Here is a 21,774-nt window from a genome sequence, read left to right as displayed (position 1 = left end):
ATGAGCACGATCCACCTCACCAACGGCGACGTCGCCGCCGAGTCACTGCGCACCGCGCTGCAGCAAGCGGGCCGCGACGATCGCGTGCATGCGTTGCGCGACGATCTGGCGGTTGGCCCGTTGCGCGGCGTCGACGACACGCCCGACGTGCGCGCGGACTTCTGGGAACGGGTCAGCGCGGATACGAAGCGCGATTTCCTGCGCGAATTCCGCGAGCAGGGCGCGACGCTGGAAGCGATTGCGCGGGGCGAAGCGAACCTCGTGGTCTGGCACGGCGATAGCGCCGCCGATCAGTTGATGCTGCGTCGCGTCTGCTATTACCTGCGCAACCATCCGCAGCGGCTGAACGAAGTGCGTCTGTCGATTCGCGACCTTACCGATCCAGGCGCATGGGCGCACAGCCGCAAAGATCACGCGACGTCTGTCGGCATGTTCGCGCCGGATGTGCTGCAAGCGCGTGTCCCGGACGCGGCGCCGATTTCGGTGCTGCGCATCAGCCGGCTCGCGCTCGAATGGCAGGAAGTCAAACATGCGAACGGCGAAACCCGGCGGTGGCGCGACAACACGTTCACGAGCGGCCATTTCGCCGATCTGGACGCGCTGATTCTCGAACATATCGCCGATGGCTGGCAGCCCGCCGCGCACGTCGCCGCCGAGCTGATGGCCGCCGAACTGGGCTTTCTGGTCAGCGACAGCATGGTGCTGTGGCGCTTGCGCGAGCTGTCCGCGACCCGGCGCATCAGGCTGCGCGGCGATGCGAACACCTGGCGCACGCTGGAGTTGTGCGCGGTGCTCGCTCCCTGTCCACATTAATAAAATCAACGACCATGGCCCGTACCCGAGCCCCCGACCACGAAACCCAGCGCGAGCAGATTCTCGAACTCGCCGCGGCGAAATTCGCCCAGACCAGCTATCCGAGCACGTCGATGGCGGATCTGGCCGCCGCGAGCGGCACCTCGAAAGCGCGCCTGTACCACTACTACGCGAGCAAGGAAGCGATCCTGTTCGATCTGCTCGACCGCTACACGAAGCGGCTGATGCTGATCATCGCCGAGGTGGAAGGCGCGAGCCAACGCCGCGGCCTGACGGAGCGGGAAACCTTCGCCGAACTGATTCGCGCGTTTCTGTCCGAGTACGAGACGTCTCATAGCCGGCACGTGGCACTGTTGAACGACGTGAAGTATCTGGTCGACACCCAGCGCGAGGTGATCCTGAACCGCCAGCGCGACGTGGTCGCGGCGTTCGCGCGGCAATTGGCGCGTGCGTATCCGGAGCGCGCCACGCGCGACAACCAGACCGCGCTGACGATGATGGTGTTCGGCATGATCAACTGGACCTTCACCTGGCTCAAGCCGGACGGCCGGATGAACTACACCGAATTCGCCGAGCAGGTGGTCAACATGGTGGACCACGGATTAAGCTCGACACCGGCCTGATGACGCAAAGCAGCAATATTCATACGAAATAAATGCTTGTCGGTCGCGCATGCGTGGCATTTCGTCATAACACGCTCGTTCATTTTATTTTTCTTTACAAATCAACATCCTAAAAATAGGGCGCAATATTTTTAGGCATTTCACTCAAAACGAGATACGGGTTTTCCCTAGTCCTAGGATCGGCTTTCCGCTAAAATGATTTTTGCGGTGCACCACGCCGCTTGATCCAAGGAGAATCCGACCATGAACTTGATTACACCCCGCGTTGCTGAGCAGATCGTTCCGCACGATCCGTTGTCGCAACCTGCCGGTCGTGCGCCTGCTCTGGTCCGTGAACTCACCGCGGTCGACCGCGAGCGGCTGCTGACCCACTTCCTCGCGCTCGGCGAAGACGACCGCCTGCTGCGCTTCGGCCAGATCGTGCCGAACCACGTGATCGAAAACTACGTCCGCGCGATCGACTTCACGCGCGACACGGTCTTCGGCGTGTTCAACAGCCAGTTGCAACTCACCGGCGTCGGCCATCTGGCGTATCTGCCGGCCGAGGGCGACAAGCGCACCGCCGAATTCGGCGTCTCGGTGCTGGAAAGCGTGCGCGGCCAGGGCATCGGCTCGAAGCTGTTCGAGCGCGCCGCCATTCGCAGCCGCAACACGCACGTCAGCACGCTGTACATGCATTGCCTGTCGCGCAACTCGACCATGATGCACATCGCGAAAAAGGCCGGCATGAAGATCGAATACGCGTACGGCGAAGCCGACGCTTATCTGACGCTGTCGCCGGCGGATCAATCGAGCATCATCGCCGAGATGCTGCAGGAGCAGGCCGCCGTGTTCGACTACGCAATGAAGCGTCAAGCGCGTCAGGCGTCGAAGCTGTTCGAATCGTTTATGCCGACCGCCGCCGCGGCCTGAGCCGCAAACGCTTCGGCGCAATGACAGAGGGCAGCCCAATGGCTGCCCTTTTTGTTTTGCGCGCGCATTTCTCCGCTCGCGGGCCGCGACGACGCCGCGTCGTGCTTACAAAATAGGCAACGCCGTGGTCTCCTTGATCGTGTCGAGCGAGAAGCTCGTCTTGACGTCGATCACTGACGGATGGTGCAGCAGTTGATCCTGCATGAAGCGGGAAAAGTGCGCCATATCCTCCACCTGAACGCGCAGCAGATAGTCCATGTCGCCGGTCATTGCGTGGCACGCGACCACTTCGGGCCAAGTCTGCACGGCCGCGCGAAACTGATCCGCGTGCGTGACGTCGCCGCGCGGCCGAGGCGCCGGCCCGCCGCGCTTTTCCAGCCGCACGTTCACGTACGCGAGCAGGTCGAGTCCGAGCCGCTGCGCATCCAGCAACGCGACATAGCCGCGGATCACGCCGCTCTCCTCCAGCCGGCGAATCCGCCGCAGACACGGACTCGGCGACAGGTTCACGCACTCGGCGATCTCCTGATTCGACAGCCGGCCATTCTCCTGAAGGATCGCCAGAATGCGCCTGTCGATGGCGTCCATCTCAATATTGGCCATTTTCTGCCTTCCATTTAAGTTGTCGCGCTAGAAAATAGCGCCAGCGTATCCACACGTGCTTTATTTCGCAAGTTTTCGCCGTGATGACGCCTTTACACTGGCGTCATCCGAATCGCGCTCAAATCCCCTTCCCCACTCGCACAACGCGCCGGCGCACTTCAGGAATCAGGAGACAGACCATGCAGGTTTCAACTTGGGACAATCCCGTCGGCACCGACGGCTTCGAGTTCATCGAATACACCGCCCCGGATCCGGTTGCGCTCGGCAAGCTGTTCGAACAGATGGGCTTCACCGCCGTCGCGCGGCATCGCCATAAAAACGTGACGCTGTATCGCCAGGGCGAGATCAACTTTATCGTCAACGGCGAACAGGATTCGTTCGCGCAACGCTTCACGCGCCTGCACGGTCCGTCGATCTGCGCGATCGCGTTCCGCGTTAAGGACGCTGCCAAGGCCTACCAGCAGGCGCTCGAAAAAGGCGCCTGGGGCTTCGACAACAAGACCGGCCCGATGGAACTGAACATTCCGGCGATCAAGGGTATCGGCGACTCGCTGATCTATTTCGTCGACCGTTGGCGCGGCAAGAACGGCGCGGACGCGGGCAGCATCGGCAACATCGATATTTACGACGTCGACTTCGAACCGATTCCGGGCGCGAACCCGGATCCGGTCGGCCACGGCCTCACCTATATCGACCACCTGACGCACAACGTCCATCGCGGCCGCATGGACGAATGGGCGGAGTTCTACGAGCGCCTGTTCAACTTCCGCGAAGTGCGCTACTTCGACATCGAAGGCAAGGTGACGGGCGTGAAGTCGAAGGCGATGAGCTCGCCGTGCGGCAAGATCCGGATTCCGATCAACGAGGAAGGCTCGGAAACGGCCGGCCAGATTCAGGAATACCTCGACGCGTATCGCGGCGAAGGCATTCAGCACATTGCGCTCGGCAGCAATGACATCTACCGCACGGTGGACGGCCTGCGCGCCGCGAACATTGCGCTGCTCGACACGATCGACACGTACTACGAGCTGGTCGATCGCCGCGTGCCGAACCACGGCGAACCGCTCGACCAACTGCGTCAGCGCAAGATCCTGATCGACGGCGCGCCGGACGACCTGCTGCTGCAGATCTTCACCGAAAACCAGATCGGCCCGATCTTCTTCGAGATCATTCAGCGCAAGGGCAACCAGGGCTTCGGCGAAGGCAACTTCAAGGCGCTGTTCGAATCGATCGAACTGGATCAGATTCGCCGCGGCGTGGTGCAGGACAAGGTCTGACGGCCAGATTGGGTTGATGTGACCCGGCGCGCGCAACCCGCGCGCGGCCGATAAGAAGAAAGGGCGAGGATCTTGCGATCCCCGCCCTTTTTATTTGCACCGCTGTATTTGCACTGTTATCTCAACAGGATCAACGGCTAGTTATCCAACGACATCGACACACCGCCCGGGCGGTGCATCACGAATTCTGGTCTTCCTCGTCGTCCTTGCCGGAGCGCGTAACGCGTTCCATGGCGATGCTCGCCGGCGCCATTTGCGCCGTACGGGTCACCGCGTTCGACAACGCCCCCGCACTGCCCGTGCTCGATCGGACCGGTGCGCTCATGGCGAAAAAAGCGGCCGATACCATCAGGAAGGTCTGGATATTTCTCGTGTTCATGCGTACTCCTTTTTCTAACTGCCCTGCTGTCGTGAAGCTCCACCGAATGCGAAGCGTTGCGCTGACATTGCTCGCAGGTGGGGGTTAGACAGGTATTTCAACTACGGTTCCGCGAATTTGTAGTTTTTACAGCTTGTTACATGCTCGTCGTCAAAGATTGCCATGCAACGCAATACGCAGCGCATCAATGCGCCGAATCCCTTGCAGCGCAGCATTTTTGGCGCACTGCGGCGGGTTTTCACCAGTGCTACCATCACTTAAAACACGTCAATATGGCGACCCCGGGCACAAGCATTCAAAAGATGCCGAGGCCCAAAAAGTTTTGGTGATCCCAAACTGGTTGGAGGAGTACACATAATGAATGCCCCGCTAGACGCAGGTCAGCGAGCCTCGCTCGAAGCTGCCTTGTCTTCCGTCACGCTCGACGACAAATACACCCTCGAACGCGGCCGCGCGTATATGAGCGGTATCCAGGCGCTGGTGCGTCTGCCGATGCTGCAGCAGGAACGCGACCGCGCAGCCGGACTCAATACCGCCGGATTCATCTCCGGCTACCGTGGATCGCCGCTCGGCGGACTCGACCAATCCCTGTGGAAAGCGAAGCAGCATCTCGCCGCGCATCAGGTGGTGTTCCAGCCCGGCGTCAACGAAGACCTCGCGGCAACCGCCGTCTGGGGTTCGCAGCAGGTCAATCTGTATCCCAGCGCCAAATACGACGGCGTGTTCTCGATGTGGTACGGCAAGGGCCCCGGCGTCGACCGTTCCGGCGACGTCTTCAAGCACGGCAACTCGGCCGGCTCCGCGCAGCACGGCGGTGTGCTGGTGCTGGCCGGCGACGACCACGCGGCCAAGTCCTCCACGCTCGCACACCAGTCCGAACACATTTTCAAGGCTTGCGGCCTGCCGGTGCTGTTCCCGTCGAACGTGCAGGAATATCTCGACTTCGGCCTGCACGGCTGGGCGATGAGCCGCTACTCCGGCCTGTGGGTCGCGATGAAGTGCGTGACCGACGTGGTCGAATCGTCGGCGTCGGTCGACATCGATCCGCACCGCACCAAAATTATCCTGCCGGAAGACTTCGCGATGCCCGAGGGCGGCCTGAATATCCGCTGGCCGGATTCGCCGCTGGTGCAGGAAGCGCGTCTGCTCGACTACAAGTGGTACGCGGCGCTCGCCTACGTGCGCGCCAACAAGCTCGACCGCGTCGAAATCGATTCGCCGCATGCGCGCTTCGGCATCATGACCGGCGGCAAGGCGTATCTCGACGTGCGTCAGGCGCTGACCGACCTCGGTCTCGACGACGAAACCTGCTCGCGCATCGGCATCCGGCTCTATAAAGTCGGCTGCGTGTGGCCGCTCGAAGCACAAGGCGCGCATGCCTTCGCGAAGGGCCTCGACGAAATTCTCGTGGTCGAAGAAAAGCGCCAGATTCTCGAATACGCGATCAAGGAAGAGCTGTACAACTGGCCGGACGCGCAGCGTCCGCGCGTGTTCGGCAAGTTCGACGAGAAAGACGGCGCCGGCGGCGAATGGTCAGTGCCGATGGGTAACTGGCTGCTGCCCGCGCATTACGAACTGTCGCCCGCGATCATCGCCAAGGCGATCGCCACGCGGCTGGACAAGTTCGATCTGCCGTCGGATGTACGTGCGCGTATCGCGTCGCGCATCGCGGTGATCGAGGCGAAGGAAAAAGCGCTGGCCCGGCCGCGCGTCGAAGCCGAACGCAAGCCGTGGTTCTGCTCGGGCTGCCCGCACAACACGTCGACCAATGTGCCGGAAGGTTCGCGCGCCATGGCCGGCATCGGCTGCCACTACATGACGGTGTGGATGGACCGCAGCACCAGCACCTTCAGCCAGATGGGCGGCGAAGGCGTGGCATGGGTCGGTCAGTCGCCCTTCAGCAACGACAAGCACGTGTTCGCCAACCTCGGCGACGGCACCTACTTCCACTCGGGGCTGCTGGCGATTCGCGCGGCGATCGCCGCGAAGGTGAACATCACCTACAAGATTCTCTATAACGACGCGGTCGCCATGACAGGCGGCCAGCCGGTCGACGGCGTGCTGACCGTGCCGCAGATCACGCATCAGCTCGCCGCCGAAGGTGCAACGAAGATCGTGATCGTCACCGACGAGCCGGAGAAGTATTCGGCGAACGTCGGTCTGGCACCGGGTATCGACATTCATCATCGCGACAAGCTCGACGAGATTCAGCGTCAACTACGCGAAGTGTCGGGCACCACGATCCTGATCTACGACCAGACCTGCGCGACCGAAAAGCGCCGCCGCCGCAAACGCGGCACGTATCCGGATCCGGCACGCCGCGTGGTGATCAACGACGCGGTCTGCGAAGGCTGCGGCGATTGCTCGGTGAAGTCGAACTGCCTGTCGGTCGAACCGCTCGATACCGAGTTCGGCACCAAGCGTCAGATCAACCAGTCGACCTGCAACAAAGACTTTTCGTGCGTGAACGGCTTCTGCCCGAGCTTCGTCTCCGTGGAAGGCGGTCAGTTGCGTAAGCCGAAGGCCGCCTCGGGCGCCGCCGGCGACACCCTGCCGCCGGTGCCGGAACCCGAACTGCCGTCCATGGACCGTCCGTACGGCGTGCTGGTGACGGGCGTCGGCGGGACGGGCGTGGTCACGATCGGCGCGTTGCTCGGCATGGCCGCGCATCTGGAGAACAAGGGCGTCACCGTGCTCGACGTCACCGGCCTCGCGCAGAAGGGCGGCGCCGTGATGAGCCACGTGCAGATCGCGAAGCATCCGGCCGACATCCACGCCACCCGCATCGCAATGGGCGAAGCGAGTCTCGTGATCGGCTGCGACGCGATCGTCACGGCCAGCGACGAATGCGTGTCGCGGATGCAGGTGGGCCGCACGCGCGTCGTGCTGAACAGCGCGCACACGCCGACCGCCGACCTGATCAAGAATCCGAACTGGCGCTTCCCGGGCAGCAGCACGGAAGCCGACGTGCGCGCCGGTGCGGGCGAAGACGGTGTCGATACGGTCGACGCGAATCACTTCGCGCTCGCGCTGCTCGGCGACGCGATCTATACGAACCCGTTCGTACTCGGCTACGCCTGGCAACGCGGCTGGGTGCCGTTGACGTATCAGTCGCTGATGCGCGCCATCGAACTCAACAACGTGCAGGTCGACAAGAACCGCGCGGCTTTCGAGTGGGGCCGTCGCGCCGCGCACGATCTGGCTGCGGTACGCAAGCTCGTGCAGGCGCAAGGCAATGGCGCTAAGGCGGAAACGACGAGCAGCAAGATCATTTCGCTGCACACGCCGAAGGCGCTCGACACGCTGATCGACAAGCGCGCGGATTACCTCACGGCATGGCAGAACGCCGCGTATGCGGACCGTTATCGCGCACTGGTTGGCCAGGTGCGTGTGGCGGAATCGGCGCTCGATTCAATCGACAGCCAGTTGCCGTTGACTGAAGCCGTCGCGAAGAACCTGCACAAGCTGATGGCGTACAAGGACGAGTACGAAGTCGCGCGTCTGTATAGCGACCCGGCGTTCATCGACAAGCTGAAGGCGAATTTCGAAGGTGACTGGAAGCTGCATATTCACCTCGCGCCGCCGACCTTCTCGAAGAAAGACGCGCACGGCCATCTGGTGAAGAAGAAGTACGGTCCGTGGGTGTTTAACGCGATGCACGTGCTGGCTAAATTCAAGTTCCTGCGCGGCACCGCGTTCGACGTGTTCGGCAAGACCGAAGAGCGTCGCACCGAGCGGGCGTTGATCGGCGAGTACGAAGCGCTGGTGCGTGAGCTGATCGGCGGGTTGACCACGCAGAAGCGTGAACTCGCGGTGGAGTTGGCGAATCTGCCGGACGGCATCCGCGGTTACGGTCACGTGAAGGAAAACAACCTGAAGGGTGTGCGCATCAAGTGGAACGAAATGCTGGCGCGCTGGCGTTCGCCGGAAGCCGGTAAGACGCAACACGCGGCTTGATTGGCTCGAATGACTTGATACGGCAAGCCGGTTAGCCTGCAAATAAAAAGGCGGCGGGTCCTTACGGACCGCCGCCTTTTCTCATTTCAACGCCTGGATTATTGCGCGTTCGCCCGCTTACGCGCGTTGGCCGATGCCACCGCCGTCATGTTGATGATCCGGCGCACAGTCGCGGCCGGCGTCAGGATATGCACCGGCTTTTCCGCGCCCAGCAGGAACGGACCGACCGTCACGCCTTCGCCGCCGATCATCTTCAGCAGGTTGTACGTGATGTTCGCCGCTTCCACGTTCGGCATGATCAGCAGGTTCGCTTCGCCGCTCAGCGTCGTGCCCGGGAACGCCGCCTTGCGCACCGCTTCGGACAACGCCGCGTCGCCGTGCATTTCACCGTCGATTTCCAGCGACGGCGCACGTTCCGAGATCAGCTTGCGAGCCGCCGCCATGCGTTGCGACGACGACGACGGCGCGCTGCCGAAGTTCGAGTTCGACAGCAACGCGACCTTCGGCGTGATACCGAACTTCTCGATTTCACGCGCGGCCAGCATGGTCATGTCGGCGAGTTGCTCGGCCGTCGGCGTTTCGTTCACGTACGTGTCGCAGATGAACAGATTGCGGCCCGGCAGCATCAGCAGATTCATCGCGGCAAAGTTCTGCACGTCTTCCGCCTTGCCCAGCACCTGCTCGATGAAGTTCAGATGCGCGTGGTACTGGCCGATCATGCCGCAGATCATGCCGTCCGCTTCGCCGAGGCGCACGAGGATCGCGCCGATCAGCGTGTTGAACTTACGCATGGCGGCTTTCGCGACGTCCGGCGTGACGCCTTCGCGCGCGCCGACTTCGTGATAAGCCTGCCAGCATTGCTGGTAGCGCGGATCGTCTTCCGGATCGACGATCTCGAAGTCTTCGCCACACTTCAGCTTCGAGCCCATCTTCTTCAGACGCATCTCGATCACCGACGGACGGCCAACCAGAATCGGCTTGGCGATCTTTTCCAGCAGCACGAATTGCGCGGCGCGCAGCACGCGCTCGTCTTCACCTTCGGCGAACACGATGCGCGCCGGCTCCGACTTGGCGGCCTGGAACACCGGACGCATCACCATGCCAGTGCGGTACACGGTCGTACCGAGTTCTTCGCGGTACGCGTCCATGTCTTTGATCGGACGGGTCGCGACACCCGAGTCCATGGCCGCTTGCGCGACAGCCGGCGCGATCTTGATGATGAGGCGCGGATCGAACGGCTTCGGAATCAGGTATTCCGGACCGAATTCGAGCGAGTGGCCTTCATAGGCCTTCGCGACTTCATCGCCCTGGTCGGTTTCTTCGGCCAGCTCGGCGATGGCGCGCACGCACGCGAGCTTCATTTCTTCCGTGATCGTGGTCGCGCCGACATCCAGCGCGCCGCGGAAGATGAACGGGAAGCACAGCACGTTGTTGACCTGGTTCGGATAGTCCGAGCGGCCGGTCGCGACGATGCAGTCCGGGCGCACGCGCTTGGCTTCTTCCGGGCGGATTTCCGGCTCCGGATTGGCCAGCGCGAGAATCAGCGGCTGGGTGCCCATCTCGACGACCATTTCCGGCTTCAGCACGCCCGCACTCGAGCAGCCGAGGAACACGTCGGCGCCGCGAATCGCGTCAGCCAGTGTGCGCGCTTCGGTGTTCGCCGCGTAACGTTCTTTCGACGGATCGAGGTTGCCGCGACCTTCGTAGATCACGCCCTTCGAGTCGGCGACGAGCACGTTCTTCTTCGACAGGCCAAGGTTCACCAGCAGATCCAGACACGCGATCGCCGCGGCACCCGCGCCGGAGCACACCAGCTTCACTTCGTCGAGCTTCTTGCCGACCACTTTCAGGCCGTTCAGGATCGCCGCCGACGCGATGATCGCCGTGCCGTGCTGGTCGTCGTGGAAAACCGGAATCTTCATGCGCTCGCGCAGCTTCTTCTCGATGTAGAAGCATTCCGGCGCCTTGATGTCTTCGAGGTTGATGCCGCCGAGCGTGGGCTCGAGCATGGCGATCGCTTCAACCAGCTTGTCCGGATCGGTTTCCGACAGCTCAATGTCGAACACGTCGATACCGGCGAACTTCTTGAACAGACAGCCCTTGCCTTCCATGACCGGCTTCGCGGCGAGCGGGCCGATGTTGCCGAGGCCGAGCACCGCGGTGCCGTTCGTGATCACGCCGACCAGGTTGCCGCGCGAGGTGTACTTCTGCGCGTCGAGCGGGTCTTCGTAGATCGCCATGCAGGCCGCGGCGACGCCCGGCGAGTACGCGAGCGACAGGTCGAGCTGGTTGGACAGCGGCTTGGTGGGCGTAACCGAGATCTTGCCGGGTTTCGGAAACTGGTGGTAGGCGAGAGCGCTTTGCTTAAGTTGTTCGTCCATTTTTTGGCCTGCGAGACGTAAGTAATTGGGCCCGGCATACCGCACCACTGACGACGCTTCCCTCTATCGAATGGATGATCGACTGAGACGGTTGACGCGCGCGCCGGTTAGGCGCGGCGTCGAGCCTCAGCGGAGGACAAGACGGTGCGGAGTGCTACGCGGGTCGGTTAGTGTACACCCCGAATGAGTCGATGGACTGAGTGGTTAACACGGCTCACCATCGGCGAAACAATGGTGCAGCGCCGCATGGGGCGGGCGTTTGGCGAGGTGTCACGTGCGGGTCATCCGCGAGGCATACGCGCGTCACGCGCGGCTCGCATGGCGATCGCGCGCGCGCCGTTCGAGCTTATTCGAGCTCAGCGCCGCGTCGTTCGGCAATCAGGAAAAGTGTCGCGAAGATGTCGAGCAGATAGATCGACGCGAGCAAAGCCAGTGCGGCGCCGAATGAATAGCGCGCGGCCAGCGCGCCCACCACGACCGGCCCGAAACCACCCACCGCCCGGCCGATGTTGAACAGCACGTTCTGCGCGGTGGCGCGCGCCTCGGTCGGATAGAGCTCGGAGATCAACGCGCCGTATCCGCCGATCATCCCGTTGACGAACACGCCCATCGCCGCGCCGCCGATCAGCAACGCCGACGGCGTGGTGAGATGCGCGTAGACGAACACCATCACGACGGCCCCGGCCTGGTAGAACAGAAAAGTCGGCTTACGGCCGAAGCAGTCGGCGGCGATACCGAACAGCCAGATGCCGGCCGCCATGCCGAGTACCGTCACCGCGGTCCACACGCCGGATTGGGTCAGCGAGTAGCCGAAGGTCTTGGACAGATAGCTCGGTAGCCAGATCATCAGCCCGTAGTAGCCGAAGTTCTGCACCGAACAGAGAATCACCACGCCGATGCTGGCGCGCGTGGTGCGGCCATCGGCAACCAGTAGTTTCAGCGGCAGCTTGCGCGTGCCGAACGTGCTCCGTGCCGCGTGCTCGGTGAACAGCGCCGGCTCCTCGACGCGACGGCGCACGAAAAACGACACGACCGCGGGCAGCAGCCCCAGCGCGAACATGCCGCGCCAGCCGATCACCGGCAACAGCAGCGGCGTGAGCAACGCGGCCGCCAGCACGCCGAGTTGCCACCCCAGGCCGACATACGAAGAAACGCGCGCCCGCTGCGACGCCGGCCACGCTTCGGCCACCAGCGTCATGCCGATGCCGAACTCGCCGCCGAGCCCGATTCCCGCGATGGTCCGGTAGGCCAGCAGGTCCGTATAACCTTGCGCCAGCGCGCACAGGCCGGTGAACACGGCGAAGATCAGGATCGTCCACGTCAGCATCCGCACGCGGCCGAAATAATCGCTCAATACGCCGAAAATCAACCCGCCCGCGACGGCGCCGATCAACGTCCACGTCACGAGCGAGCCCGCCTGCGCGGAACTCAGATGCAGATCGGCGGCGATCACCGGCAGCATGAAGCCGAGGATCAGCAGATCGAAGCCGTCCATCGCGTAACCGAGCACCGAGGCAATCAACGCGCGCCCGGCATAGCCTTGTTTAGCCGATGCGCGGGGGTCGGTGGTGGTGGAGGCGGCGTTCATCGAAAGCATTCCGTGGGTCGAAGGGCGCTGAAGCGATCAGCCGCCCGGGAAATTCGCGTGAGTGTAAAGGCGGCTCCGGTGGCTCACAAGCCAGCGCAAAAAAGGCGCGGCGAGACACGCTGTACGAGACGCGGAAAGCCGGTGAAACGCACGCGTGGAGTGAGTCGCTTCGAAACCGGCCAGACTCGGCCAGAGGCGCCGTTATGACCGCCATTCGGCGCCGCGCTGCACAACGGTCTCCTCGAAAGAGCCCGTTTCGGGTAAAATGTCGGGCTACGCGCGCAGCAAAAACCGGCCTGTACTCCACGGGTCGGCAGCGTATTCGCCTATCAAGGCGCCGCCCGTCAGGGCGGACATACTCCACTTGCTGCGCCACCGGGCCCCGCGCCCGCTTCTCCCCGCTCACACCCAAGGATCCGCCCATGACAGGCTTCGATCGCCAGACGATCTCCGACACGACCGCCAAGATGCTGCTGGAAGTTCAGGCAGTGCACTTCAACGCGGAGAAACCGTACATTTTCACGTCCGGCTGGGCGAGCCCGGTTTACATCGACTGCCGCAAGCTGATCTCGTATCCGCGCGTGCGCCGTGGCCTGATGGAAATGGCTGAAAGCACCATTCTGCGCGACGTCGGCTATGAGCAGATCGACGCGGTGGCCGGTGGCGAAACCGCCGGCATCCCGTTCGCGGCCTGGCTGTCTGACCGCCTGATGGTGCCGATGCAATACGTGCGCAAGAAGCCGAAGGGTTTCGGCCGTAACGCGCAGATCGAAGGTCTGCTGACCGAAGGTCAACGCGTGCTGCTGGTCGAAGACCTGACCACGGACAGCCGCAGCAAGATCAACTTCATCAACGCGCTGCGCACCGCCGGCGCCAGGGTGAACCACTGCTTCGTGCTGTTCCACTACAACATCTTCAAGGAAAGCGTGTCGGTGCTGAAAGACATCGACGTCGATCTGCACGCGCTGGCCACGTGGTGGGACGTGTTGCGCGTCGCCAAGGAAAACAAGTACTTCGACACGAAGACGCTCGACGAAGTGGAAAAATTCCTGCACGCACCGGCTGAATGGTCGGCCGCGCACGGCGGCGCCAACGCCACGCCGCAGTAAGCACCTCAGTTAAGCGCCACGGTCCCGAGCGGACCGGTTAAGCGGGCTTAATGCAAAAGGGCTGCCTGTCGACAAGACAGGCAGCCCTTTTTTCGTTTCGCGCGGGTTCAGACCGTTAGTACCGTTACGCACCCGCTTACGCCCGATCAGGCGCGCCCTGATCTAAGGCGCCTCGCTGGTACCTTCCACCGAACTGGACGACAGATTCAGCAGCCCATTGCTTTGCGCGTACTGGAACAATTCGGAATCACGCTCGATACCGAGCTTGCGCATGGCCGTGTTCTTCTGCGTGCTGATCGTCTTGATGCTGCGGTTGAGCTGCTCCGAGATTTCCTTGATCGTCATGCCGGACACGAAGCGGCGCACCACCTCGAGTTCGCGCCGCGACAACATCACTTCGTCGGTCTTGCCGCCGGCGTTCATACGCAGCGCGTCGAGCGAAGCTTTGACGGACGGACTCATGTATTCGAGCTTGCGGCTAACGTGCTGCACTGCAAGACCAATGTGACTCAGATCGTCCGACTTGTTGACGACCGACGTCACGCCAAGCTCGCTCAGCCGCTTCAGCAACGCGGCGTTCTCCAGCATGGTTAGCACGACGATAGGAAGGTTCGGGAAATTGCGGCGCAAATAACCGATGAGCGGCAGCCCGTCGCCGTACTGTCCGCCCGGCATGGCGAGATCGGTGACGAGCACGTCGCAGGCTACGGTTTGCAGCAGCTTGATCAATTCTGTGGATTGCCGCGCATGCGCGACGACCTGCAGACCGGGAAACTTGAGTAAAGCCTGCTCGGCGCCGAACAGAATTACCGGATGGTCGTCGGCGATTACGACCCTGACTGGATCTTGCATTGCCCTCCCCTCGACGGATAAAACTCTCTCCAGAACTTCTGGCATGCTTTTCTATTGTAGGTATTCAATCGGATGAAAACGCGGTCGATACTGACGCGGACAATTCCTCCGACTATAGCCGATATTCCATCCGCAAACCCCGCCAATGACAACAATGATGTATCGCAGAGCTAATGTTAGACATGATTCGACCTCGGGGCACAAAATAGGGACAATGATGATGGGACAATGATGATGCGAGGACGACCGCCTCGCGCCCTGACAGGAGAACCGGCACATGCGCTCGCGTTGCCTGGTTGTTTCGCTTGCTTCGCCGTTCCGCCGTACGCCGTCTTTCTTCTGCGCCGCGCTGGGTGTCGCGCTGCTCGCGGCGCATAGCCCGAGCGCGCTCTCCGAGAACGCATTCACGCTAACCAGCGCGAGCTTCCACGCGGGCGGTACCGTGGCGGACGTTCAGGTTTTCAATCAGGACGACTGCAAAGGCGGCAATCGCTCGCCGCAACTCAGCTGGCACGACGCGCCACCCGGAACGCGCAGCTTCGCCGTCACGATGTTCGACGAAGACGCGCCCGGCCGCGGCTGGTGGCATTGGGCAGTGGCCGGCATTCCCGCCAGCGTGCAGAGCTTGCCGGAGAACGCGAGCTTCTCCGGCTTCCTCAGCAAACTGGGCGCGGTTGAAGCGCGCAACGATTTCGACGTCGACGGTTATGGCGGCCCGTGTCCGCCGCCGGGAAAACCTCACCGGTATATCGTCACCGTGTATGCGCTGAGCACCGCCGATCTGCGCCTCGCGCAAGGCCGTCCCGCGCTGATGTTCGATCACGAGATCGGCACCGCCACGCTCGGCAGCGTGCGGATGGTGGTGAACTACGGGCGGTGACGCGGGCGGCGCACGGGCGGCGGCGGGCAGCATGGCAAGACCCAGCGAAGTGAACACGGTTTATCCGTCGTCAATGACCGGTTCGAAATCCGCGTTGGCCTGCGGCTTGCATCGGATTGCCGTCCGCGTGGAATTTCTGTCATCCGCGCACGCTAATGTGCCGGGGAGCGCTCTGCGCGATGCTTGGGCGTTGCCGCATCGACTGGTGTGCGCACTATTGCCGTGCCCTATCCCATCCTGTTTCCCTTTGCTGGAGAGTGCCATGTCGAAGATCGTCATCGTTTATCACAGCGGCTACGGCCATACGAAGAAAGTCGCCGAAGCCGTGCTGGCGGGCACCCTCGAAGCCGGCGCCGACGCGCGTCTGCTGCCGGTCGGCGAAATCGACGACGCCGGCTGGGCGGAACTGGCCACGGCCGACGCGATCATCTTCGGCGCGCCGACCTACATGGGCGGCCCGTCCGCCGACTTCAAGAAATTCGCCGACGCGAGTTCCAAACCGTGGTTCGGCCAGACATGGAAGGACAAGATCGCCGCGGGTTTCACCAACTCGGCGACCATGAACGGCGACAAGTTCTCGACCATTCAGTACTTCGTCACGCTGGCGATGCAGCACAGCATGATCTGGTCGGGCACCGGCATGATGCCGTCGAACACCAAGGCGGCCACCCGCAACGACCTGAACTACGTGGGCGGCTTCACCGGTCTGCTGACGCAGTCGCCGGCGGACGCGTCGGCGGAAGAAGCACCGCCCGCCGGCGATCTGGAAACCGCGCGGATGTTCGGCGCGCGCATTGCAGGCGTAACGGCGCGCTGGCTGGCCGGCGCTCCGCGCTGACGTATCGACACACCAACCCACCGGCGCAGCGCCGACGCGCCGCCGCGCGGCTCTGCCGCGAACCGGCCGGCATCGGCGTGCATCTAGGCCGCAACGGGTCACGCCGATGTCACTTTCAGCGCGCATCGTGCTTTTGTCACCGCGCTTTTTTCACCCGTTTTGCACGCCCGCGACCGTCCGGTCTTAAAATAGCGTTCCGGCGCCAAGTCGCGCCCTGTTTCCAGCAAGCCAGTGAGATCGAGATGAGCACGAAAGTTTTTGTCGACGGACAGGAAGGCACGACCGGCCTGAAGATTTTTGAATACCTGTCGCAGCGCGCCGACGTGGAGATCCTGCGTATCGAAGAAGCGAAGCGCAAGGATATCGAAGAGCGCCGTCGTCTCATCAATGCGTCGGACGTCACGTTCCTGTGTCTGCCGGATGTGGCCTCGCGCGAATCCGCGTCGCTGGTCGACAACGAGCACACCGTGCTGATCGACGCGAGCACCGCGTTCCGCACGGCCGCCGACTGGGCGTACGGGCTGCCGGAACTGGCCCATTCGCAGCGCGAACGTCTGCGCAGCGCGAAACGCATCGCCGTGCCGGGCTGTCATGCATCGGCCTTCGTGCTGGCCATGCGTCCGCTGGTCGAAGCCGGCGTGGTGCCGGCCGAGTTCGCCGCGCACGCCTATTCGATCACCGGCTACAGCGGCGGCGGCAAGAAAATGATTGCCGACTACGAAGCCGGCGGTAACGACAAGCTCAAGAGCCCGCGCCCGTATGCGCTCGGCCTGACGCACAAGCATCTGCCGGAAATGGCCGCACACACGGGGCTGAAGTCGGCGCCGGTGTTCACGCCGATCGTCGGCGATTTCTACAAGGGCCTGGCGGTCACCACGTTCTTCTCGCCGAGCCAACTGGCCAAGAAGACGACGCCGCACGACGTGCAGGCGCTGTTCGCCGAGTACTACGCGGGCGAAGCCTTCGTGCATGTCGCGCCGTTCGACGCGGCAGCGAACCTGGACGACGGCTTCTTCGACGTGCAGGCGAACAACGACACCAATCGCGTCGACCTGTTCGTGTTCGGCAACGAGGAACGCTTCGTCACCGTCGCGCGTCTGGACAACCTGGGCAAGGGCGCGTCCGGCGCGGCGATTCAGTGTATGAACCTCGCGATCGGCACCGCGGAAGAAAGCGGTCTGAAACGCTAAGCGGATTCAAGGAGACGGCAGCGCTTTCGCCGTTAATCCATCGCCCCGAAAAGCCGGTCTTCACAGACCGGCTTTTTTGTTTTTATAAAACATGCTCTTTGAATCCCACTTATCGGATTTAATTAGTAGTAGCCCGTATTACTTAAAAAATCAAAATCGGACTGCTCACCAGCGTGCGGTAATTCATTCCTGAAAATGACCCGCGTCGCATAGTTTTCCGCATAGGGAAACTCCGGACTTTTTCTCGAACGATCGTTCGAAGATGATAGGAGAATTTTGCTGAAACGCCTGCCTGGTAAGGCGCGTGCGGGGAGGCACCGAGACCGTCACACAGCTCGAATTTATTTTTTGTTTAAAAGGACCGTCCGCGTCCACGCTGTCTGCGTCTAGCAAAAACTGCGCTGTTTGAATCGAGCTTTTTAGACGGCTCATTCAATTGACAGGCATTAAGCGCGCGGCGAAATTAGTTCGCACAATTACAGGAAGGGAGACAGCAGCATGGCGCACGCCATTACTCGAGGCCTGGCGTTGGCATTTGCCACGGCCCCATTGCTCATTGCATGCGGCGGCGGCAAAGCCGGCGATCCGGGAGCGGTCAACGCCCCGCAATGCTCGGGCGCGAGCTGTGGCGTGCAAGGTCCGCCGGCCTCCGGCACGTCGGCGTCGCTCTGTCCGGCGACCGCCGACATCGGCAACTCTACCTTCCTCGGTGGCGCGGGTAGTGGCGAAGTGGTCCAGCTGAACATCAACGCGACGGCCATGACGTACACGCTCAAGTGGCTCGAGTCGCCGATTCCGTTGCGCACGGGCACTGTCACGCCCACGCGCGCGGGCACGCAAATCACCGGCGCGGTGATTCACCCGCCGACCGGCGCGCTGCCAACCGCCGAACAGATTCGCTGTGCGTTTATTCTCGGCGCTGGCACCGGCACCGCAGCCGGAGACGGTCAGCCCTATACCACGCCCGACTTCGTCAACAATCCGAATCCGCCGATGATCCTGGTCGGCCAGGGCGGTGTTGCCGGCGGCGGCATTCCAGGCGCGACGGTCGAGTTCGATGGGCTCACCATTCCGCTCGCCGGTTCGGGCATTGGCGCGGTGCCGAACCGGCACTTCGACTTCTACCCGTTCCTGGGTTTCGCCACCACGACGACCGACATCACCAAACTGCCCGGTACGTACAACGGCTTGCTGTATCACCTCGCGCCGTCGGGCAACTACGCGACGGTCGCGACCAACACCGTTGAAACGTTCGACGCCAGCGGTACCTGCACGAGCAGCAACGCCGCGAATCCGAACTATTCGCCGAACGCCGGCGGCTGCCTGTCGACCGGCAATCCGCTGACGTTGAACAGCAACGGCTATTTCGACAGTCAGCAGGCGCCGCAGATCGTGCCGCAGTTCCAGCTACCGCTGATCGGCGCGACCGGCAAATCCGGAACGGCGCACATGATTCTCGGCCAGGTCAACGGGGTAACCGTGCCGCTGGTCGTGCGCACCGGCTTCATCAATCTCGGCACGGCCCCGCTGCATCTCGACGCCAAGGTCGACGACGAATCCGGCATCGCCATGCTCGCTGCGGCCACGCCGCTCGCCTCGGGCGGTTTCGACGGCGGCTACGTTGGCGCGGATTCGAACTTCAAGTACACCGCGACGTTGATTCAAGGGGCGGTCGGCACGTTCATCAACCCGAGCACGTCGGCGGGAGAAGACCACTTCGGTCTCGGCTATGGCTTGCCGAGCCCCGGACTGGTCGGCGTACAGGACACCAACGGCAAGACCGGCTTCGCGATCGCCTCGGGCGGCTTGTACGCGATCGTGATTCAGGGTGCAGAGAACGGCGGCATCACGTCGACCTCGGCCAACGCGGACACGCCGAGCACGCCGTACTTCGGTATCGGCGCGCAGATCAGCAAGTAAGCGTAAGAAGCGAAGCGCGAGCGGTACGCAACACCACTAAAGCAAAAGGTGGCCGGACTGAGAGCCGGCCACACACAACGAGAAAATTCTGGAGGCGGTATGAATTGGAGATTCCTTTCGGTGCTCGCTCTTGCAGCACCGTTGCTCGGGGCATGCGGCGGCGGCGGGGGCGGCGATGGGCCGGTGACGGAAGTGCGTCTGTGTCCTTCATCGCTCGACTACACCACCACGTTTACGGGCGGCGGCGGTGACGGGGAACTGGTCAAGCTGCAGCTCGACACGACCAAGATGACGTGGCAAGTTAATTACGTCGAGTCGCCGATCCCGGCGACCACCGGCACCGTCGTACCGACGCGCGCGGGTCAGACCGCCAGCGGCACGCTGACCCAGGAAACCCTGCTGCCGACCAACAAGCTCAATCAGTGCGCGTTCCGTCTGAACGGCGCAAGTCTCGACCCGACTCGTCCGGCGCGGATTTTCGTCGGCGAAGGTGTGGCGGGCGGCACGATCCCCGGCGCGGAAATCTCGTTCGGCGGGATTCTGGGCGTCGGCGCGGTGCCGGATACCACCTTCCCGTACTACCCGTTCATCGGTTTCTCGTCGATTGAAACGAATCTCGCGAACGTGGCCGGCACGTATAACCAGCTCGGCTATCACCAGGTGCCGTCGCAAAACTTCGCGCCGGTCGCGGTCGATTCCAAGATCACGATCAACGCGGACGGTACGTGGACCGAGTGCGACAACTCCGGCATCAACGCCGGCAAATGTCAGCAGCCCGGCGGCAACTTCGCACCGGCCGCGGACGGCAGCGGCGCGTTCCAGACCAACAACTTCCTCGGTCAGGCAAAGCCGACGCTCGCGGCCACGCCGGAAGCACGCGGCTACATGATCGTCGGCAAGCTGCGCGGTCAACTGGTGCCGATCCTGGTGCGCACCGGCGCGGCGAACTCGTCGGTGACCGTGCCGCAAAACGGCGCGCTCGGGCCGTACGCGGACGACGAATCGGGCATCTCGATTCTGTCGCCGCAAACGTCGGTAACCGTGGGCTCGCAGAACGGCGAGTACATCGGTGTGGATAGCCAGTTCGACTATCGCACCACCGCGCTCACGGGCACCCAGGCCACGCTGCTCGATCCGTTCAACGCGTCGCAGGCATCGCTCGCGACGGCGCTGAATCTGGACTTCACGCAGGCCGTGCCGGGCGTAGTCACGACGACGCAAGTGGGCGCCAGCACCGGCACCACGCCGACCGGCAAGATGATCTTCACGGGTGGCGTGTTCGGCTACCTCGATCTGACCAACGCGGCCTCGCCGTACTTCACGATCGGCGCCTTCGTCCAGTAATGGACGTCACCCGCGCCGCCAACCTGCAACGAGGCGTTCGCGCCCCGGCTGCCGCGCCCGATCAGCGCGCGGCAGCCGGTGTCCACCGACTATCCAGCGCAACGGCCGGGCCGCCAACCCGCCGCCGCTCGACGCGCGCGATAGATGCAACGAGCGCCAGAGGAGAAACAACATGAAAAAAATCTGTCTCGCGATACTGACCGTTTGCCTGTCCGCCAGTGCCTATGCCCAACACGCGGGCGACAACGTCGCCGTGCTCGGCTGGTTTCACGTGATGCCGCAGGATTCGAGCACACCGCTCACCACCAATGTCGCGCCGACGCCGATCAATACGCCGCTGCGTCTGCCGAGTTCGTTCACGTCGTCGGGCACGGGCTTGTCGACGGGGAGCGCCGATACGGTCGGCCTGGTGTTCAGCCATTACCTCACCGATCACATCGCGGTGACGACGATCGCAGGGGTGCCGCCGGTCTTCAAGATCTACGGCCATGGCACGATCAAGCCGCCGGGACCGGCGGGCGCGCTGGGTCAGCAGGATCTGGGCGACCCGCAGTCCAATCCGATCGTGAAGAGTGTGCGTCAGTGGAGCCCGGCGCTGCTGTTCCAGTACTACTTCAATGAACCGACGGCGAAGTTCCGGCCGTTCGTCGGTATCGGCGTGTCGTACAACTTTTTCTCCGATATTCAACTGAGCCCGAACTTCGTCACGTCGACGCAGAACAACCTGGGCGCCGTGCTGGCCGCCGGTGCCGGCAAGCCGGGCACGACGCAGGTGTCGGCGAAGGCGTCGTCGTCATGGCAGCCGGTGTTCAATGCGGGTCTCGCTTACAACATCACCGATCACTGGGGTCTGGTGGCGTCGGTCACCTACATTCCGCTGAAGACGACCTCGTCGGTCATCATCAAGGCGGCGGACGGCACCGAACTCGGCGTCTCCAAGGCGGACCTGAAAGCGGACCCGATCATTTCGTTCCTGGCGATCTCGTACAAGTTCTGAGTCTGACGGCGCGCTGGCAAGCGGCCAGAGAAATCCGCGAATCGCAAACGACAAAGCCGGCGGCCCTGCGAAGGGGCCAGCCGGCTTTGTCTTTTCTCATTGCTGAAGCGC

General features: G+C 62.8%; 17 protein-coding genes. 12 read left to right on the top strand and 5 right to left on the bottom strand.

Annotated elements, in window-relative coordinates:
* The 3 genes from GGD40_RS13830 to GGD40_RS13820 all read left to right on the top strand — a co-directional run bounded on the left by GGD40_RS13830 (position 1) and on the right by GGD40_RS13820 (position 2,348).
* On the top strand, positions 1 to 813 hold the full coding sequence (locus GGD40_RS13830; protein ID WP_179707942.1) for a DUF1835 domain-containing protein: 813 nt from the start codon (positions 1 to 3) through the stop codon (positions 811 to 813).
* Positions 814 to 827: 14 nt separating this feature from the next.
* Positions 828 to 1,436 (top strand): TetR/AcrR family transcriptional regulator, encoded by a 609-nt coding sequence (locus GGD40_RS13825; RefSeq protein ID WP_035554703.1) that lies wholly within the window; start codon positions 828 to 830, stop codon positions 1,434 to 1,436.
* A gap of 243 nt (positions 1,437 to 1,679) precedes the next feature.
* Positions 1,680 to 2,348, top strand: a complete 669-nt coding sequence (locus GGD40_RS13820) for a GNAT family N-acetyltransferase (RefSeq protein WP_179707940.1) — start codon at positions 1,680 to 1,682, stop codon at positions 2,346 to 2,348.
* A gap of 105 nt (positions 2,349 to 2,453) precedes the next feature.
* Here the strand turns inward: GGD40_RS13820 and GGD40_RS13815 are convergent, their stop codons facing one another.
* Complete coding sequence (locus GGD40_RS13815; RefSeq protein ID WP_179744015.1) at positions 2,454 to 2,951, bottom strand: Lrp/AsnC family transcriptional regulator; 498 nt, start codon at positions 2,949 to 2,951, stop codon at positions 2,454 to 2,456.
* 179 nt (positions 2,952 to 3,130) lie between these two features.
* On the opposite strand from GGD40_RS13815, the gene hppD reads away from it, so the two are divergent.
* Complete coding sequence (gene hppD, locus GGD40_RS13810) at positions 3,131 to 4,228, top strand: 4-hydroxyphenylpyruvate dioxygenase (protein ID WP_179744014.1); 1,098 nt, start codon at positions 3,131 to 3,133, stop codon at positions 4,226 to 4,228.
* 178 nt (positions 4,229 to 4,406) lie between these two features.
* Here the strand turns inward: hppD and GGD40_RS13805 are convergent, their stop codons facing one another.
* Positions 4,407 to 4,607, bottom strand: coding sequence for a hypothetical protein (locus GGD40_RS13805; protein WP_179707934.1), 201 nt, complete (start codon positions 4,605 to 4,607; stop codon positions 4,407 to 4,409).
* Between the two features lie 357 nt (positions 4,608 to 4,964).
* On the opposite strand from GGD40_RS13805, the gene GGD40_RS13800 reads away from it, so the two are divergent.
* Positions 4,965 to 8,564: an indolepyruvate ferredoxin oxidoreductase family protein gene (locus GGD40_RS13800; protein ID WP_179744013.1), complete on the top strand. Its 3,600-nt coding sequence runs from the start codon at positions 4,965 to 4,967 to the stop codon at positions 8,562 to 8,564.
* Between the two features lie 98 nt (positions 8,565 to 8,662).
* On the opposite strand, the gene GGD40_RS13795 is transcribed toward GGD40_RS13800, so the two are convergent.
* Positions 8,663 to 10,945, bottom strand: coding sequence for an NADP-dependent malic enzyme (locus tag GGD40_RS13795; protein WP_179744012.1), 2,283 nt, complete (start codon positions 10,943 to 10,945; stop codon positions 8,663 to 8,665).
* A 346-nt stretch (positions 10,946 to 11,291) separates the two neighbouring features.
* On the bottom strand, positions 11,292 to 12,533 hold the full coding sequence (locus GGD40_RS13790; RefSeq protein WP_179744011.1) for an MFS transporter: 1,242 nt from the start codon (positions 12,531 to 12,533) through the stop codon (positions 11,292 to 11,294).
* Between the two features lie 422 nt (positions 12,534 to 12,955).
* Here GGD40_RS13790 and GGD40_RS13785 point away from each other — a divergent pair, with 422 nt between their 5' ends.
* Complete coding sequence (locus tag GGD40_RS13785) at positions 12,956 to 13,642, top strand: orotate phosphoribosyltransferase (RefSeq protein WP_179744010.1); 687 nt, start codon at positions 12,956 to 12,958, stop codon at positions 13,640 to 13,642.
* Positions 13,643 to 13,804: 162 nt separating this feature from the next.
* Here GGD40_RS13785 and GGD40_RS13780 read toward each other — a convergent pair whose 3' ends face one another.
* Positions 13,805 to 14,494, bottom strand: a complete 690-nt coding sequence (locus tag GGD40_RS13780) for a response regulator (protein WP_179707926.1) — start codon at positions 14,492 to 14,494, stop codon at positions 13,805 to 13,807.
* Positions 14,495 to 14,771: 277 nt separating this feature from the next.
* Between GGD40_RS13780 and GGD40_RS13775 the strand changes: the two genes are divergently transcribed.
* From GGD40_RS13775 to GGD40_RS13750, 6 genes are all read left to right on the top strand, one after another.
* Positions 14,772 to 15,374, top strand: a complete 603-nt coding sequence (locus GGD40_RS13775; RefSeq protein WP_179744009.1) for a YbhB/YbcL family Raf kinase inhibitor-like protein — start codon at positions 14,772 to 14,774, stop codon at positions 15,372 to 15,374.
* 262 nt (positions 15,375 to 15,636) lie between these two features.
* A complete protein-coding gene (locus GGD40_RS13770) occupies positions 15,637 to 16,212 on the top strand; it encodes a flavodoxin family protein (protein ID WP_179744008.1) in 576 nt (191 codons plus the stop codon).
* Between the two features lie 242 nt (positions 16,213 to 16,454).
* Positions 16,455 to 17,402, top strand: coding sequence for an N-acetyl-gamma-glutamyl-phosphate reductase (gene argC, locus GGD40_RS13765; RefSeq protein ID WP_179744007.1), 948 nt, complete (start codon positions 16,455 to 16,457; stop codon positions 17,400 to 17,402).
* 498 nt (positions 17,403 to 17,900) lie between these two features.
* Positions 17,901 to 19,322 (top strand): DUF2957 domain-containing protein, encoded by a 1,422-nt coding sequence (locus tag GGD40_RS13760; RefSeq protein ID WP_179744006.1) that lies wholly within the window; start codon positions 17,901 to 17,903, stop codon positions 19,320 to 19,322.
* Positions 19,323 to 19,421: 99 nt separating this feature from the next.
* Positions 19,422 to 20,666 carry a DUF2957 domain-containing protein gene (locus GGD40_RS13755; protein WP_179744005.1) on the top strand — a complete coding sequence of 415 codons (1,245 nt, stop codon included), beginning with the start codon at positions 19,422 to 19,424 and terminating at the stop codon, positions 20,664 to 20,666.
* 172 nt (positions 20,667 to 20,838) lie between these two features.
* Positions 20,839 to 21,663 (top strand): OmpW/AlkL family protein, encoded by an 825-nt coding sequence (locus tag GGD40_RS13750; RefSeq protein ID WP_179744004.1) that lies wholly within the window; start codon positions 20,839 to 20,841, stop codon positions 21,661 to 21,663.
* Positions 21,664 to 21,774 lie beyond the last annotated feature (111 nt).

Source organism: Paraburkholderia bryophila, assembly GCF_013409255.1.
Taxonomy (GTDB): domain Bacteria; phylum Pseudomonadota; class Gammaproteobacteria; order Burkholderiales; family Burkholderiaceae; genus Paraburkholderia.
This window is presented reverse-complemented; position numbering and strand designations above follow the sequence as displayed.